At 66.4% G+C, this 15,788-nt stretch carries 13 protein-coding genes (1 of these 13 only partly in view); 6 read left to right on the forward strand and 7 right to left on the reverse strand.

The genetic code is table 11. The annotated features are described in order from the left end of the window. Nucleotides 1–1,279: the 3' portion of a TonB-dependent receptor gene (locus LDB29_RS24810; RefSeq protein WP_257557388.1), read on the forward strand. Its footprint begins 707 nt before the window's first position; only the last 1,279 of its 1,986 coding nucleotides appear in the window; its start codon lies off the left edge, out of view; the stop codon is at nt 1,277–1,279. A gap of 180 nt (nt 1,280–1,459) precedes the next feature. On the opposite strand, the gene LDB29_RS24815 is transcribed toward LDB29_RS24810, so the two are convergent. Beyond that, complete coding sequence (locus LDB29_RS24815; RefSeq protein WP_257557390.1) at nt 1,460–2,113, reverse strand: alpha/beta hydrolase; 654 nt, start codon at nt 2,111–2,113, stop codon at nt 1,460–1,462. Between the two features lie 200 nt (nt 2,114–2,313). Between LDB29_RS24815 and LDB29_RS24820 the strand changes: the two genes are divergently transcribed. Beyond that, nucleotides 2,314–2,517 carry a hypothetical protein gene (locus tag LDB29_RS24820; RefSeq protein WP_048575535.1) on the forward strand — a complete coding sequence of 68 codons (204 nt, stop codon included), beginning with the start codon at nt 2,314–2,316 and terminating at the stop codon, nt 2,515–2,517. Beyond that, on the forward strand, nt 2,507–2,734 hold the full coding sequence (locus LDB29_RS24825; protein ID WP_025551049.1) for a hypothetical protein: 228 nt from the start codon (nt 2,507–2,509) through the stop codon (nt 2,732–2,734). The genes LDB29_RS24820 and LDB29_RS24825 overlap by 11 nt, the downstream gene beginning before the upstream one ends. A gap of 240 nt (nt 2,735–2,974) precedes the next feature. Here LDB29_RS24825 and LDB29_RS24830 read toward each other — a convergent pair whose 3' ends face one another. From LDB29_RS24830 to LDB29_RS24850, 5 genes are all read right to left on the reverse strand, one after another. Beyond that, a complete protein-coding gene (locus tag LDB29_RS24830; protein ID WP_257557392.1) occupies nt 2,975–3,172 on the reverse strand; it encodes a hypothetical protein in 198 nt (65 codons plus the stop codon). 104 nt (nt 3,173–3,276) lie between these two features. Continuing rightward, a complete protein-coding gene (locus tag LDB29_RS24835) occupies nt 3,277–5,748 on the reverse strand; it encodes a glycoside hydrolase family 3 N-terminal domain-containing protein (RefSeq protein WP_257557393.1) in 2,472 nt (823 codons plus the stop codon). Between the two features lie 120 nt (nt 5,749–5,868). After that, on the reverse strand, nt 5,869–8,136 hold the full coding sequence (locus LDB29_RS24840; RefSeq protein ID WP_257557394.1) for a beta-glucosidase: 2,268 nt from the start codon (nt 8,134–8,136) through the stop codon (nt 5,869–5,871). Beyond that, nucleotides 8,136–9,689: a tryptophan halogenase family protein gene (locus tag LDB29_RS24845; protein ID WP_257557395.1), complete on the reverse strand. Its 1,554-nt coding sequence runs from the start codon at nt 9,687–9,689 to the stop codon at nt 8,136–8,138. The genes LDB29_RS24840 and LDB29_RS24845 overlap by 1 nt, the downstream gene beginning before the upstream one ends. Before the next feature lie 23 nt (nt 9,690–9,712). Then, nucleotides 9,713–12,157: a TonB-dependent receptor gene (locus tag LDB29_RS24850; RefSeq protein WP_044661140.1), complete on the reverse strand. Its 2,445-nt coding sequence runs from the start codon at nt 12,155–12,157 to the stop codon at nt 9,713–9,715. Between the two features lie 160 nt (nt 12,158–12,317). On the opposite strand from LDB29_RS24850, the gene LDB29_RS24855 reads away from it, so the two are divergent. The 3 genes from LDB29_RS24855 to LDB29_RS24865 all read left to right on the forward strand — a co-directional run bounded on the left by LDB29_RS24855 (nt 12,318) and on the right by LDB29_RS24865 (nt 15,022). Then, complete coding sequence (locus LDB29_RS24855; RefSeq protein WP_257557396.1) at nt 12,318–13,556, forward strand: MFS transporter; 1,239 nt, start codon at nt 12,318–12,320, stop codon at nt 13,554–13,556. Then, nucleotides 13,553–14,569 (forward strand): LacI family DNA-binding transcriptional regulator, encoded by a 1,017-nt coding sequence (locus LDB29_RS24860; protein WP_222887444.1) that lies wholly within the window; start codon nt 13,553–13,555, stop codon nt 14,567–14,569. The genes LDB29_RS24855 and LDB29_RS24860 overlap by 4 nt, the downstream gene beginning before the upstream one ends. 102 nt (nt 14,570–14,671) lie before the next feature. Next, nucleotides 14,672–15,022 (forward strand): glycine zipper 2TM domain-containing protein, encoded by a 351-nt coding sequence (locus tag LDB29_RS24865; protein WP_025551033.1) that lies wholly within the window; start codon nt 14,672–14,674, stop codon nt 15,020–15,022. 63 nt (nt 15,023–15,085) lie between these two features. Here LDB29_RS24865 and LDB29_RS24870 read toward each other — a convergent pair whose 3' ends face one another. Then, nucleotides 15,086–15,649, reverse strand: a complete 564-nt coding sequence (locus LDB29_RS24870; RefSeq protein WP_161942146.1) for a hypothetical protein — start codon at nt 15,647–15,649, stop codon at nt 15,086–15,088. Nucleotides 15,650–15,788: the final 139 nt, after the last annotated feature.

Genomic DNA, 15,788 nt, shown 5'->3' on the forward strand with positions numbered 1-15,788 from the left:
ATGGCGGCCGACCGAGCAGATTCCGGAACGGATCGTCGGATCGGGGACTTGCGCGGATGTGTTCTGCTCGCCTGATCCCTCGGCGCGGGGGGCGACGACGCGCCTCGTCGGCAATGTCGCGGTGACGCAGGCGGACTGGCGCGCCAATGGCTATGCGCAATATTATGACTGGTCGATGTATTCCAACCCGACCTATGCCGATCCGGACGGCAGCAGCGCGCAGATCCGCCAATATGACCGCCGCTGGATTATCGGCGCGACGGCGGAGAAGCGCTGGTCGCTGGGGTCCACGCTGGATTTCGGCGTCGGGACGGAGGATCGCTATGATCATATCGGCAATGTCGGCGTGTCGCGCACCGCCGACCGGGCCTTCCTCTCCTCGCTGGGGCGCTATCATGTCGAGGAACTGTCGCTGGCGCTTTACGGCGACGTGACGTGGCGGCCGCTGCCCGGCCTGCGCGTGACGGGCGGGCTGCGCGGCGATCATTATCGCTATGCGGTGCGGGCAAGGGATGCCGCCGCCGCCGCTCTGGGCGAAGGCAAGGGGTCGGACAGCCTGTTGTCGCCCAAGGCGTCGCTCGCCTATCGGGTCGCGCCCGCGCTGGAACTCTACGCCAATTGGGGCCGTGGCTTCCACAGCAACGATGTGCGGGGGGCGGTGAATGTCGACACGCCTGTCCCGGTGCTGGTGCGCGGCACCGGCAAGGAGCTGGGCGGGCGGGTCCAGATCGGTTCGGCCAGCCTGACGGCGACCTATTGGTGGCTGAATGTGGGCAGCGAATTGCGCTTCGTCGGGGATAGCAACGCGGTCGAGCCGACCGGCGCCAGCAAGCGGCAAGGCTATGAGATCGTCGCCTTCTGGCGGCCGCTGCCCTGGCTGGCGCTGGACGGCAATTATACCGCCAGCCATTCGCGCTACGACAATGGGGACCGGATTCCCAATGCCTTCGAAAATGCCGCTTCGGCGGGCGTGGCTGTCGTGCTGGGGCGCTGGGAGACGAGCCTGCGGGTGCGGCATCTGGGGCCTTATCCGCTGATCGAGGACAATAGCGTGCGGGACAAGGGGAGCACGGTGGTGAACGCCCGCGGCGCGTGGAAGGGCAAGCGGATCGAACTTTATGGGGAGCTGCTGAATATCTTCGACAGCCGGGACAAGGACATCGCTTATTTTTACGAGTCCTATATTCCCGCTTTCGACATGACGGGTCCGCAGGAAGGACGGTTGAGCCGGGTCGTGGAGCCCCGGACCGTGCGCCTGGGGATGAAGGTCAAGTTTTAGGGCGCGCCGCGTTGAAGCGGACGCTGGTCGCGCGCTCCAAATTTCTGTCGCCGCATCGTTTCAAACGGACATCCTCCCCGCGCGAAGCGTGGGGAGGAGGAACAGGCGAAGGCCGGTTGAGGGCTCAACCGCGCCGCTTCGCCTCCGTCCAGCGGCCATTCAACAACAGGAAGGCGATGGTCAGACGCCGTAAAGCAGCGTCGCCTCCGCGCTGCGTTCCCGCTCGCCGGCGATGCGCTGGCCATCCATTCCCTGATCTTCGAAAGGCTGACCGAGCCGGGACAGCAGGAACCGTCCGAACGTCCAATCGCCCAGCGCGGAATCGGCGTTGATGTGCCCCGCCTCTCCCGCGTCGGCAAAACGGCTGCCCCAGAATTGCGCGAGCAGCCTCGCCCGGCTGAAGGAGATATAGGGATCGTTGCGGCTGGCTACGAGGATCGAGGGGAAAGGCAGCAGCGCCTTGGGCGTCGGCGCGAAGCCGCGCAGGCGGGGGTCGACGGCACCCGATTCGAGTTCAGGCGGCGCCACCAGCAGGGCTCCGACGATCTTTTCGCTCCATTCGCGGCATTCGAACGCGGCCCACCAGGTCACGGCGTGGCAGCCCAGGCTATGGGCGGCCAGAATGACCGGACCATCGATGCGATCGATCGCATGGTTGAGATTGCCGATCCAGCTATTGCGCTGCGGGGCGTCCCAGCTGCCCAGTTCGGCGCGGTGGCAATTGGGCAGTTCGGTTTCCCAGATCGTCTGCCAATGCCCCGGCCCGCTGTTCATCAGGCCAGGCACGGTCAGGATCGTCGCGGAAGCGGTCAGTTCAGGGGCATATGGGCGCATGGGAAACCTCCTGCCCATGACATATTCTCTATCATTATGATTGACAATAGTGGATGGATGTTTTGCGGACTGCTGTTGCCGCTGCGCGACGAACCGAAAGGCGCGCTCCCTGTGCCTGAGGTCAGGCGGGCCAGCCGGTTCGGGAAAGTTGAAAGCCGGCACGCCTGCTCCTATCAGCGATGGATGCGGCGGCGATCTTCATGACAGACGGCATCAGGGACATTCTCGACCGTTTGCGCGCACCCGCGGGCAATGTCGTGGCGCGGGCCAGGCGCATGGTGGAGGCCCATGTGCCGGAAGAACGGCGCGGACCCGGATGGGACCGGCACTGGCGGGAGCTGGAGGCTTATCTGGAACTGCCGGGACAATGGCCTTGCGCCGAGGGAAAAGAGAATGACGGCTGACAAACTCGTCGAACTGATCGTCGCCCGTCTGGTGCGCGATCATGGACGCAGCAAGCATCATTGGCGCAGGCTGGTGGGGCCGATCCGGCTCTATAGCCGCGCGACGCATCCGCATTGCAACTGGGCGGCCGCGCCGACCGGAAGCTTTCAGGAAATCGCCGCGATCGAGGCGCTGCTGGACGACTGGCGCATGCGTTACCCGCTGCTCTCCGGTTGACCGAAGCATTGGCTGGAGCGTGCTGCGTCAGGCCGGAGGCAGGGCACGCGCATCCGAATTTCCGTTATCGCACCCCTTCAGGCGGAAAACCGGTCCCGCCCTTCGACAGGCTCAGCACGGGCCGTTCCGCACCATGTCCAAAGCAGATTCCGATCCGATTGCATGGGCCCGACTGCTCTAGGTTTTTGTTTTGTCGTGTTTTCCGAACCAGCAGATGATTCCATCTGCCTGGAAAATCCTCTAGCTTCCCGCTTCCGTATTGACGGGCGGCGCCAATGGATTGGGATCGTTGTCCTCGGCTTTCTCCACGCGCTCCGCCGCTTCATCGTCGGCCTGGCCCGCATCGCCGCCGGGCGAGCCCTTTTCCGGCGGCGGCACGTCATTGCGGCCCTCCGCCGGGTCCTGGGTCGATTCGCCGCGCTGTCCGTCATTCTGCATGTCGATCTCCTGCTTCGAGGGTCTCAACGTGCCATGTCGGGACGGTATCCTCACCACAGGGCGACAACCGAATAGGGCTTAACCTGCTTTATCGCTCCTTCCCCTCAGCGCGGGGCCGCGTCGCCACAGGCGTCCATCGGCACGCTGACATAGTCCAGCTTCACGTCCGAAATGCTGATGTCGGCAGCGCCGCTGGATCGCAGCACGAGCGGCGCGGTGACCGCCTGCATGTCCGCGCCGCGCTTGGCGAAGCATTGCAGCGGAACGACGAGCCGAGACCATTCCCCGGGCTTTGCGGAGGACAATGCGCCGCCGATCGGCAGTTCGACCGTGCTCTGCCCGCTTTGCAGGCCGACGGTCATCTTCCCCGCCGGCTTTGCGTCCACCCGATATTCGACGACCAAGCTGATCTCTCCGTTGCTCTCGCGCGAGAGGTCGAAGGCGCGGGGGGCGACGAAGGCGACCTGCCCTGCCCCCTTCCAGACGAAGCGACGGCTGTCCTCCTGCGCGCGGCGGTCGACGCCGCTTTGGGTGACGCCCTCCGCCTCTATGGCCCAGCCGGGCGGCGTCTGGCCGCGTCCGTAGAAGGTGCCGGGCGTCGCCGCCGCCATGCCGGCGGGGCGGCTCTCGTCCAGCGTCCCCACCTTGCCGGGCCGGGCGTAGCTCAGGCCATAGCCGAAGGGGAAAAGCGGATCGTAGCCCGGATCGCGGCGGTTCAGCACATATTGGTCGGGGCGTTTCGGCCAGGAAAAGCTCAGCTTTCCGCGGAAATCATGGCGCGGCTTCCCGTCCGCGCCGGCGAACAGCATATCGGCCACGCCGCCGCCCTCGCTCCCCGGCAGGAAGGCCGCGACGAAGGCGTCCGATGCGTTGAGTTCCGCATTCACCCAAAGCGGCCGACCGGAAAGGAAAACCGCCACCACCGGCACGCCCGCCGCCTTGAAGCGGCGCAGCATCTCCAGATCGCGCTTGTCGCCGGGGCTGTATTCCAGATTGGGAACGTCGCCCTTGAACTCCGCATAGGGCTTTTCCCCGAAGACGACGATGGCGGCGTCCGGCTTTTGCGTGAAGCGGCCGTCGGGGGCGTAGCGCGCCGTGCCGCCGCCGGCCTTCACCATCTCTTCTATCCCCTTCCAGACCGACTGGGCGTTGGGAAAGGCCGAATTGGGCACGTCGATCCCCTGCCAGGTGATCGACCAGCCGCCTGCCTGCTGGCTGATGCTGTCGGCCGCCTCGCCCGCGACGAGGATGTCGGCATTGGCCTTGAGCGGCAGGACGCCTTCATTCTTCAGCAGCACCAGCGATTCCCGCACGGCGCGCCGGGCGACGGCGCGATGGGCGGCGGAGCCGATGGCGTCGAACTTGCCGGCAAAGGCGCGGGTGGAGGGGCGCCCCCGCTCGAACGTCCCCGCGCGGATCTTCACCCGCAGGATGCGCCGCACGGCGTCGTCCAGCCGCGCCATCGGGATCGTCCCCGCCCTCACCTCCCGCAGCGTGTTGTCGTAAAGCTGTTTCCAGCCCGGCCCCGAATACATGAACATGTCGAGCCCGGCATTGATCGCCTGCGGGCAATCCTCATTGGAGCAGCCCGGCACCTGCCCATGGCTGTTCCAGTCCCCCACGACGAAGCCGTCGAAACCCATGCGATCCTTCAGCACGCCGGTCAGCAGCGACTTGTTGCCGCTCATCTTGGCGCCGTTCCAGCTTGAGAAGCTGGCCATGACCGATTGCGTGCCCGCCTCGATCGCCGCGGGATAGCCGCCCAGATGCACGTCGCGCAGCACCTCCTCCGACACGCGCGTATCGCCCTGGTCGCGTCCGCCGGTGCCGCCATCGCCCAGGAAATGCTTGGTGGTGGCGATCAGATGGTCGGGCGCGAGGAAATCCCTGGTGCCGGCCTTGCCCTGCACGCCCTCGATCATCGCGCCGGCATAGTCGGCGGCGATCTGCGGCTCCTCCGAATAGCTTTCATAGGTGCGGCCCCAGCGGTCGTCCTGCACCACCGCCAGCGTCGGCGCGAAGGTCCAGTCGAGCCCCGCCGCCGCCGTCTCCAGCGCCGTCACGCGCCCGATCTCCCGGATGAGATCGCGGTCGCGCGCCGCGCCCAGGCCGATATTGTGCGGGAAGAGCGTCGCGCCGACGATGTTGTTGTTGCCGTGGACGGAATCGGTTCCCCAGATGATCGGGATTTTCGGGCCCCTGTCGCTCCGGGACATGGAGGCTTCATGGAATTCGTCCGCCAGTTTCAACCATTTGGTGGGCGAAGCATATTCGTCGCCATAAGGGCCGCTATTGCCGCCGTTCAAGACCGATCCGACCTTGTATGTCCGCACGTCGGCGGGGGTGATGGAGCCGATGTCGACCTGGATGAGCTGGCCGACCTTGTCCTCGACCGACATGGCCTTCAGCAATGCGTCGACGCGCCTTTCCACGGCCGGGTCGCGCTTGGGCTGGGCATCGACCCTGGGCCAGAGTTCGGGATGCGCAACCGAAGCCGCGGGCTGCTGCGCCGCTGCGGATGCCGCGAGCAGGACCGTCAGGGCGGTCAGGGAAACGGGCGAAAGGCCGATGGTCATGTCGTCTCCTGGAATAAGGTCGCCTTCATGCTGGCGAAATAGCGGAATTTTTTCTGTCCGGGCATCAATGCGTTCCCGCGGAGGCAGGAGCACATTCTGCACTTGGGCCAACCGCCCCCATCAGGGCTTCAGGCTCTTGGCATTAAGCCTCGCCACGCCCTTCAGCGCGGCGTCGCCCGCATGATGCCCCACCGCCAGCGCATAGTTGCCGCCGTCGAGCCGCCAGCCCCTCCCTTCCTCGAAGCGCGCGATCAGGCGTGGGTCGACGGTCATGGTGACGCGCCGGGTCTCGCCGGGCGACAGGCTGAGCTTGTCGAAGCCGGCAAGCCGCCAGGCGGCGATGCCTGCGCTCCCCTTCGCCTGCACATAAAGTTGCGGCACGTCCGCGCCCGCACGGCTGCCCGCATTGGTCACGTCGAAGCTGACGGTCAGCGCCGCGCCGTCCTGCACCGCCAGATTGGCATAGGTGAAGCTGGTATAGGTCAGGCCATGGCCGAAGGGGAAAAGCGGTTTCACGCCCTTCATCGCATACCAGCGATAGCCGACCTCCGCACCTTCGGGATAATCGACCGCAAAGGGCGCCACGCCGCCGGTCATGCCGTAATTGGTCTTGTCCCCGGCGTCCCGGCGGGCCTCGGCCGCGTGCAGTTCGGCTAGGCCCGCCGGTTCCGGACGCGGCGCCTGACCGGCGCGCACCGGGAAGGTGATGGGCAGGCGGCCCGAAGGCGCGACGTCCCCGAAGAGGATATTCGCCATGGCTTCGCCGCCGCGCTGGCCGGGATACCAGGCCTGCACCAGCGCCGGCACCTTCGCGATCCAGGGCATTTCCACAGGGCCGCCCGTCTCCAGCACGACGATGGTCTTCCGGTTGGCAGTGGCGACCGCGTCGATCAGCGCATCCTGATTGTCCGGCAGGCGCATATTGTCAGGGTCCTGCGCCTCCGTCTGCCATTGCCAGCCGAAGACGATGGCGAGGTCCGCCCGACGCGCCGCTTCGGCCGCCGCCCTTGGGTCGCCGCCGTCGATATAGCTGACCTCCGCCTGCGGCACGAGTGCGCGGATCGCCTTCAGCGGCGAGGAAGCATGCCAGGTCATCCGCGCGAAGGAGGCGGCGGCCCCCTTTGTCAGCGGAATTTCGACCGGAGCCCCGCCGACGGAGCGGACCTGCGACGATCCGCCGCCCGACAGCACCCCGACATCGGCATGGCCGCCGATCAGGAGGATCCGCCGCGCGCTTTTCGCGAGCGGCAGCAGATCGCCCTCATTCTTCAGCAGGACGATGCCCTCCTCCGCCGCGCGCTGGGCGATGTCGGCATGGGCGGCATAGTCGATCTGGCGCGGGCTTTCCGGGACAGGATCGTCCATCAGGCCGCTGGCGATCACGCCATGGAGGATGCGCTCCACCATATCGTCCAGCCGCGCCGCGGGAATCCGGCCGGCCTTCACAGCCTCCTCGAACGGCTTGCCGAAATGGATCGCATCGTCCAGTTCCTGCCCCGATTCCTGATCGAGCCCGCCCAGCGCCGCCTTCCCGGTGGAATGGACCGCGCCCCAGTCGGACATGACCCAGCCCCTATAACCCCAGTCCTTCTTCAGGACCTGGTTGAGCAGCCAGTCATTTTCGCAGGCATAATCGCCATTCACCTTGTTATACGCGCACATGACGGAGGCGGGATCGCCGATCTCCGTCGCGATCTGGAAGGCCAGCAGGTCGCTTTCGCGCAGCGCCGCCCTGTCGATCCGGGCGTCCAGCACGGTGCGGCCGGTTTCCTGCGAATTCAACGCGAAATGCTTGATGGTTGAGACGATATGGGCACTCTGCACGCCCCTGATATGCTCGCCCGCCATCACCCCGGCCAGCAGCGGATCTTCGCCCAGATATTCGAAATTCCGCCCGTTCCAGGGATCGCGGGTCAGGTTGACGCCGCCCGCGAGCAGGATGTTGAAGGTCTTGGCCCGCGCCTCCGCGCCGATCATCGCGCCGCCCGCATAGGCAAGCGCCGGGTTGAAGGTGGCCGCCGTGGCGAGGCTGGCCGGCAGGGCCGTCGCCGTATCGCCCTTGCGCTGCTCGATCTGGTTGGCGACGCCCAGACTCGCGTCGCTCTCCCGCAGGGTCGGGATGCCGAGGCGCGGGACGCCCGGGATGTGCCCTGCGGACGGGATCATGGCGATCGGTTGGGAAGGCCGGGCGAGCGGCGGGAAATAGCCGTGGATGATCGCCAGCTTCTCCTCAAGGGTCATGGCGGCGACCAGCGCCCTGGCGCGTGCTTCCGGCGACAGGGCGCGGTTGCTGCCGGCACTGGCGGCGGGGACCGGCGGGGAAGGCTGCGCATGGGCCAGGCCGGCGACGCCAAGAAGCAGGAAAGCGATCAGCGGTTTGCGCGTCATCAGGATACTCTTGCAGAGGGTTGCCGCCCACGCAGATGGTCGAGCAGCGCACGATGGTCGGGAAGATGGGAGACGGCGGCGCCGGAGGCCCCGGCCACCCTGGCGAAGGCGGCCCGCGCCTCCTGCCCGCCGGGATAGCGGCCGATGCCGCCCGCCAGCCGGGTTTCGAAACCCATGCCGTAGAGGATATAATGATAGCTGGGCGGCAGGAAGGTTTCGAGATCGACCGTGAAATCGAAGCGCGAGGGCGGGCGGTGCCGCCATTGGGCGAGCAGATCCAGCAGATCCGCCGGGATGGAGGCCGGATCGGCATTGTCGCGCCAATAGGCCGTGTCGGTGCGGCGGGTAATGCAATAATGCAGCTTCAGAAAGCGAACGATCCGTTCGAACCGCGCCGTCATCAGCCTGTTGAAGCGGCGCGCCGCGGCATTGCGGGCGGCGGTGTCGCTGGCGCTTCCGGCAGGCAGGAGGAAATCCCCCACCATGCGCAGCGCCGCCTCGATCAGCATGACGCCGGTCGATTCCAGCGGCTCGAAAAAACCCGCCGACAGGCCGATGGCGATGCAGTTGCCGATCCACTGCCGCTCGCGATAACCGGTCGCGAAGCGAAGCTGGCGCGGGGTCAGCGCCTCCCCGCCCGGCCCGACATAGCGGCGCAGCACGGCTTCCGCCTCATCGTCGGAGCAATGGCGGCTGGAATAGACATAGCCGATGCCCCGCCGTTCGGGGAGGCCGATGTCCCAGGTCCAGCCCGCCTCATGCGCGGTCGCCAGCGTATAGGGACGGATCGGCGCGTCCGGGCGGTCATGGGGCACCTGCATCGCCAGCGCGCGGTCGTTGAACAGCGTGTCGCCGCAGCCGACGAAGCCGCTGCCCAGCGTCTGCCCGATCAGCAGGGCGCGGAAACCGGAACAGTCGATGAAGATGTCCCCCTCGACCCGCCGCCCGTCGCTGAGGGTCAGGGCGGCGATGTCGCCATCCTCCCGCTGTTCGACATGCGCCACCATGCCTTCGATCCGCCGGACACCGGCGGCGAGCGAGATCGTCCGCAGATAGTCCGCGAAACGCGCCGCGTCGAAATGATAGGCATAGTTCATCGGACCGGAAAAATCCGGATCCTGCACCCGCTTGGGCGCTCGCCCGGCGCGGATCACCCGTTCCTGCACGGTGACGCTGTCGGCCCAGGAAGCGCGCTGTCCCTCCATCGCCAGCCAATGGGGCAGCAGCGCCTCATCCTCGCCGCCGATGGGCATGTTGAACGGGTGGAAATAGCTGTCCGCGCCCGTGGCCCAGCCGTCGAACAGCACGCCCTGCTTGAAGGTCGCATCGGCAGAGCGTAGGAATTCCCCCTCCCCAACGCCCAGTCCCGCCAGGGTCGAGCGGATGGTGGGAAATGTCCCTTCGCCCACGCCGATGATGCCGATCTCGCTGGATTCCACCAGCGTCACATCGCGCATCCCCATAGTGCGGGAGAAGGTGGCGGCGGACAGCCATCCGGCCGTTCCGCCGCCGACGATGACGATCCGACCGGGGGAGGGAATGTCGGCCGTCATCTCAACTTCTCCTCGTCAGCCGGTCAGAAGTTCGCCCGGGCGCGCACGCCCCAGGTCCGCGGCGGCTGGAGGTTGGACAGAAATACCGGGTCGTAGCGCGGCGCGCCGAAGGAACCGGCGCCCGTGCGGATCTTCCCATTCTCGATATTCTGGACGAAGGCTTCGACCGAATATTTCTGGTCCGGCGACACGAAGCGGATCGACGCGTCGGAACGGAAATAGGCCTTCTGACGGTCCCAATCGGTGCCGTTGGTGCCGCGGTTCGGCATGTTATCGGCCGGATCGTTGGGATTGACGAAGGGATTGGCGTCGCCGTTGAAGTAGCTCAGCCAGCTCTTGGTCTCATAATGGGTGGTGAAACGGGGCGTGATCTTCGCGCCGCTCGCCAGTTCGAAATCATGCTCATAGCTGAGCGTGGCGGAGAAGCGCGGCGCATGCGCCAGTTCATTGCCCTTGAGCTGCGCGATGGAGGACAGCTTGCCGCCGTCGTAGAGGCGCCCGTCGACACTCTCCAGTTCCTCCAGCTTGGTCTTCTGGAGCGTGCCGGAGAATTGCAGCCGGTCGCTGTCGGTCAGGTTCGCCACCATTTCGGCCTCCAGACCATAGGCCTTGGCGCCCTTCGCATTCTGGGTGATCATCTGGCTGCGCACGACATTGCCCGCATCGTCGCGGAAGGTGACGGCCTGGTTCACCTGATAGCCCTTGAAGTCGCTATAGTAGGCCGCGAGGTTCAGCGTGACGCGCCGGTCGAGGAAGCGCGACTTCAGGCCGACTTCATAGTTGGTGAGCGTTTCCGGATCGGTCAGGCCGGCATTGTCCTGGATATTGCCCGACTTGAAGCCGGTGCTGATGCTGGCATAGCCCAGCACATCCTCCGCCAGGTCGGCATCGACGCGGGCGAGATAGGTGAGCTTGTCCCACTTGCCCTTCACATCGTTGCTTGAAATGGAGAAACCGGGCAGCAGCGCGGCCAGTTCATCCGCCGTGGCGTTCGGATAGGCGCCGAAGATGCCGCCCTGGCACGCGTCGGCGGGCAGGGTCGCGGGGCAGCCGGAGAAGGTCACGTTGCGCCCGCCGATATCCTCCTTCTTGTCGGAGGTGTAGCGCAGGCCGCCCGTGACGCGCAGCGCGTCGCTGACATGCCAGACCGCCTGGCCGAAGACGGCGCGGCTGTCGATCTGGCGATTCGCCTGGATGAAGCTGCCCGCCCAGCTGAAGGTGCCGTCGCGATAGCCGTTCCGCTGGTCGATGTCGAAGCGGATGCGGTTCTTCTCATGGCTGTAATAGGCGCCCAAAATCCAGTCGATCGCCTGTTCGCCGGTCGACTTGAGCTGGACCTCATGGCTCTGGAAATCGTAGCGCGAGGAGAGCGTCCGGTTCTCCCCGAAGGCGCCGAGCGGCAGGTCGTTGCCGTCCGCGTCGACCTGCCCCGTCGGCGGCAGAGCGCCTGCGTCCGCATCGGTCTGCGTCGAGCCGCCGATGCGCGACCAGCCCGCGATATAGCTCAATTGGATGCCGTCGGTGACGTCGTAGTTCATGGTGCTGCGCACCGCGACGGAATAGCGATCGGTGTCGGGCGCGGTGTCGCTGAGCGTCGACCAGCGCTTCGTACCGGGGCGCGGCGTCTGGAGCAGGCCGATGACCGGCGCGCCATTGTCGAGGAAACCTTCCGCCGACAGGTTCCAGCTAAAGCGTTCGCTCGGCTGCCAGAGCATGGAGACGCGGCCCGACTGCTGGTCGGCGGCATAATATTTCTTGCCGGTGGTGATGAAGGCCGAGCGGTTGATGCCGGGCACGTCCGGCGCGGGCTGGAAATCGGCATAGCCGTCATGCCGGTCGGTGACGAAGGCGACGCGGAAGGCCAGCGTGTCGGTGACCGGGATGTTGATCGCGCCGCGCACGCCCAGACGGTCGTAATTGCCCGCGACGACCTCCACATTGCCGCCGAACTCGCCCAGCTTCGGCTTGGCGGAGATGAGGCTCAATGCACCGACCGTCGCGTTGCGGCCGAACAGGGTGCCCTGCGGACCGCGCAGCACCTCGACGCGCTCCATGTCGTACATCAGCACCGACGCCCCCTGCGCGCGCGGCGAGTAGATGCCGTCGACATAGATGGCGACTTCGGGGTCGGCCACTTCGGTATAGGCGCTGTCGTTGCCGATGCCGCGCAGCGTCAGCAGCACCGCCGACTGGTCGCCCTGCTGGTTGAACTGGAGCGACGGGACGAAGCGAGCGAGGTCGGTGACGTCCTTCACCTGCTGCCGGTCGAGCTGCGCCTGGCCGAAGGCGGATACGGCGATGGGGGTGGATTGCAGCGTGGTTTCGCGACGGGTGGCCGTCACGATGATGTCGCTGCCATAATCGGGCTGCGCCGTCTGGGGCGCTGCATCCTGTGCGAAGGCGGGGGTCATCCACAAGGTTGCGGATGCAAGCGCGGTGCTCGCGGCCAGCGCAAAGCTTTTCATCATCTCTCTCCCTGGACCCACATGGTCTGTGGGCGCCTATTGACCCAAGCCTGACAACGATGTCAACATGATTTTTGACATCGCTGTCATATATTGCCATATTGCGCCGGAACGGCTTTGCGGTTTCACTATATTCTCCAAGGTTCAGCCAAAGCCTCTTTCCATGGTGGCCGTCACGTCATCCCCGCCCCTTTCCGATCATGAGCAGGTGGCCAGCCGGCTTTTCCGGCTGTCCATCGGCGTGTTCTTCACCGGGGGCTTCCTGACATCGTCCGTCAGCCTGCTGGTGCCGCAGCTCAAGCTGATGCTGGACCTGGACTACAAGGGCGCGCTGCTGGTCCAGCTTGCCTTTCATTCCAGCTACATGCTCTTCGCGCTGCCGATCACCTGGTCGATCGTGCGCGCTGGCTACATGCGGGCCATCGTCGCCGGCCTGGCGGTGATCACTGCGGGATGCCTGGCCCTGACCCTGGCCCAGAACGCCCTGTCCTTCGCCATGGTGCTGGGGGCGCTGCTGCTCGTTTCGGCTGGGCAGACCTTCCTCCAGATCGCGTCCAACACCGTCGTGGCCGTGATCGGACCTTCGCGGGGCGCGGCGCGCCGGCTGACGCTGCTTCAGGGCTTCAATTCGTTCGGCACCGTCCTGGGTCCGCTGCTCAGCGCGCCGCTGCTGCTTGGCGAGCTGGACCCACAGGCGGCGCGGCATGTCGGCGCGGCCCTGCCCTTTACGGGGACGGCGCTGGTCACGGGACTGCTGGCCTTCGCCTATTTCCGCAATCGCGCCTTGCTGGAGCAGGATGAATCGCGCCGATTCGCCTCCATCGGGCAGATGTTCCGGGTAATGCGCTCCCGCCGGTTGCGCTGGGGCGCGGCGTCGATCTTCGTCTATGTCGGCGCGGAGGTGGCGATAGGCGCGTTGCTGCCCACCGTCCTGATGCGGCCGGACCGGCTGGACGCGGCGCCTGTTCTCGCCGGCCAACTGGTCAGCCTCTACTGGGGCGGCGCGATGGTGGGGCGTTTCCTGGGCGCATGGGCGATGCAGCGGATCGCGGAGGCGCGGCTGCTGATGGCCGTGTCCTTCGGGGCGGCCGTCCTGACGACCGCCGCCATCATCCTGCCGGGCGTCACCGGCGCCAGCGCCCTGCTGGCCGTGGGCCTTTGCAACGCCATCATGTACCCGACGATCTACGCGCTCGCCCTGCCGGAAGACGAACGGCAGGCGCCGGTCGCATCCATGTGGCTGTGCATGGCGGTGGTCGGCGGGGCCATCGTTCCACTGCTGACCGGCGCGCTGGCGGATGCGACGGCATTGCTGCCCGCGCTGATCCTGCCCGCCGCCTGCTATGCCTTCATCGCCCAGTTCGCGGCCCTGTGCGCGCGGCCGCAGGAGACCCGCCCATGAGTACCGTCACGATCAAGGACGTCGCGGCCCGCGCCGGCGTTTCCCCCAAGACCGTCTCGCGCGTCATCAATGGGGAGGACCATGTCCGCCCCGAGATCAGGGAAGCGGTGCAGCGCGTGGTGGCGGAACTCAATTACCGGCCCAACGCCTTTGCCCGCAGCCTGTCCAGTTCCCGCTCCTATCTGCTTGGCCTGTTCATCGACGATCCCGTTTCGGGCTATGCCGCAGATGTGCAGCATGGGGCGCTGCTGCGATGCCGGGAACGCAGCTATCATCTGGTGGTGGAGCCGGTCGAGCTGAACCGGCCGGACTGGAAGGATCATGTTCGCGCCAGCATAGCGAGCCTCCGATTGGATGGCGCGATCATCGCCCCGCCCATTTGCGATGCGGCTGAGCTGATCGACCTGTTCCGCGAATCCGGCGTGCCCCATGTGCTGATCGCCCCATCCGGCGAATCGCCCGATTCTGGCGCGGTGCGCATGGACGATCGCGGCGCGGCGCGGGAGATGACCGCCTATCTGATCGGGCTTGGCCATCGCCATATCGGCCTGGTCCAGGGGCCGCTCAGCCACAGCGCGTCCGCCCGGCGGGAGGAAGGTTTCCGCGCGGCCATGGCGGAGGCCGGCATTGCGGTCGATGAAGATGCGGTGCTGCGCGGCGACTTCAGTTTTCGCTCCGGCCTGGAACGGGGGGAAGCGCTGCTGGACCGGACGGACCGCCCAAGCGCCGTCTTCGCCTGCAATGACGACATGGCGCTTGGCGTCCTCATCACCGCGATGAAGCTCGGTATAGCCGTGCCCCAGTCGCTGTCCGTCGCGGGCTTCGACGATTCGGCCTCCTCGCGCGCGGCCTGGCCGCAGATCACGACCATCCGCCAGCCCAAGGCGGAAATGGCGGCCGCCGCCGTCGACATATTGGTCGACCCATCCTTCCGAAAGAAAAGCGCCGGGCCGCAATCCCGCCTGATGTTGCCCCACGCCCTTGTCGTGCGCGGCAGCACCGGGGCCGCATAGCGTCAGGCCGGCAGCTTAACCATTGATAACAAGCCGGTTCAGGATTGGCGCATGTGCCGCATGGAATAAGGCGGTCAACGACGAGGTAAGAGGAGACCAGTCATGACCATTCGCAAGACCATGCTCGCCATCGCTGCCGCTGCCGCGACCCTTTCCGCGGCGGTTCCGGCCACTTCCTTCGCCCGCGACGGCGGCTGGCACCGCCATGATCGCCACGAGCGGGTTCGCTATTCCGACCGCCGCGACTATCGCGACTACCGTTCCTATCGCGACGACCGCGGCTATCGCTGCCGCAAGTCGGGCGGCACGACCGGCCTGCTGCTGGGCGGCGTCGCCGGCGCGCTGCTGGGCCGCGCGGTCGACACCCGCGGCGACCGGGCTCCCGGCACGATCATCGGCGCGGGCGCCGGCGCACTTGCGGGCCGCGCCATCGATCGCAACTCCAGCTGCTAAGCCGGATCGCAGAAGGGGCGGCAGCGCCATGGCGCTGCCGCCCCCTTTTTATTCCGCCTGCGGTCAGTTGGGCCGGACGATATTGGGCCCCAGGTTCGTCATCACTTCTTCGGCGCTGAAGGCGCGGACATTATCCGCGGGCTTGCGGCCCCTGCCCATCACGATTTCTGCACTGGCCTCATAGCGGTCCACGGTGCGCACATCGATCCGGCTGTCCCAGAAGGGATCGCCCCAATAGGGATCCCAGCTCCGCCAGCCGAAGCCGCGCCCATAATAGCGCCAGGATGGGCCCCAATAGCCGAAGGCGCCCGGCGCGAACGGCCGGTCGACATAGGTCCGGCTGCGCCTCTCGGTATTGCGGTCGGCCATGACGAACCAGTCATAGCCGCGCTGGCGCGTCAGTTCCGCGGCGCGATAGAGCAGATAGCGCTCCACCGTCTCCCGCGATGTCATGCTGTTGCCGGAAAAGGTCACGCGAAAGCGATTCGCCTCGATCTGCTCGTCGGCATAACCGCCGGGGGCAGCGCGGCTCTGCCCGGCGGGCTGATAGGGGGTTGCCGTCGTGCAGGCGCCAAGCGCAAGCATGAGGCCCGTTGCAAGCATCCATTTCTTTCCGATTTTCATCATGGCATCCTCGCTGCTTTTCTTCGTACCGGATCAACGCGCAACCATGGATTGCGGTGCCGCAGGCTGGGCGAAGCTGGACGATCGCAGGGACGGATATGGAGATGCCGGGCCCGGACCGGAGAATTCCTCCTCCGGTCCT

The organism is Sphingobium sp. CFD-2, assembly GCF_024611135.1.
Classification (GTDB): domain Bacteria; phylum Pseudomonadota; class Alphaproteobacteria; order Sphingomonadales; family Sphingomonadaceae; genus Sphingobium; species Sphingobium fuliginis.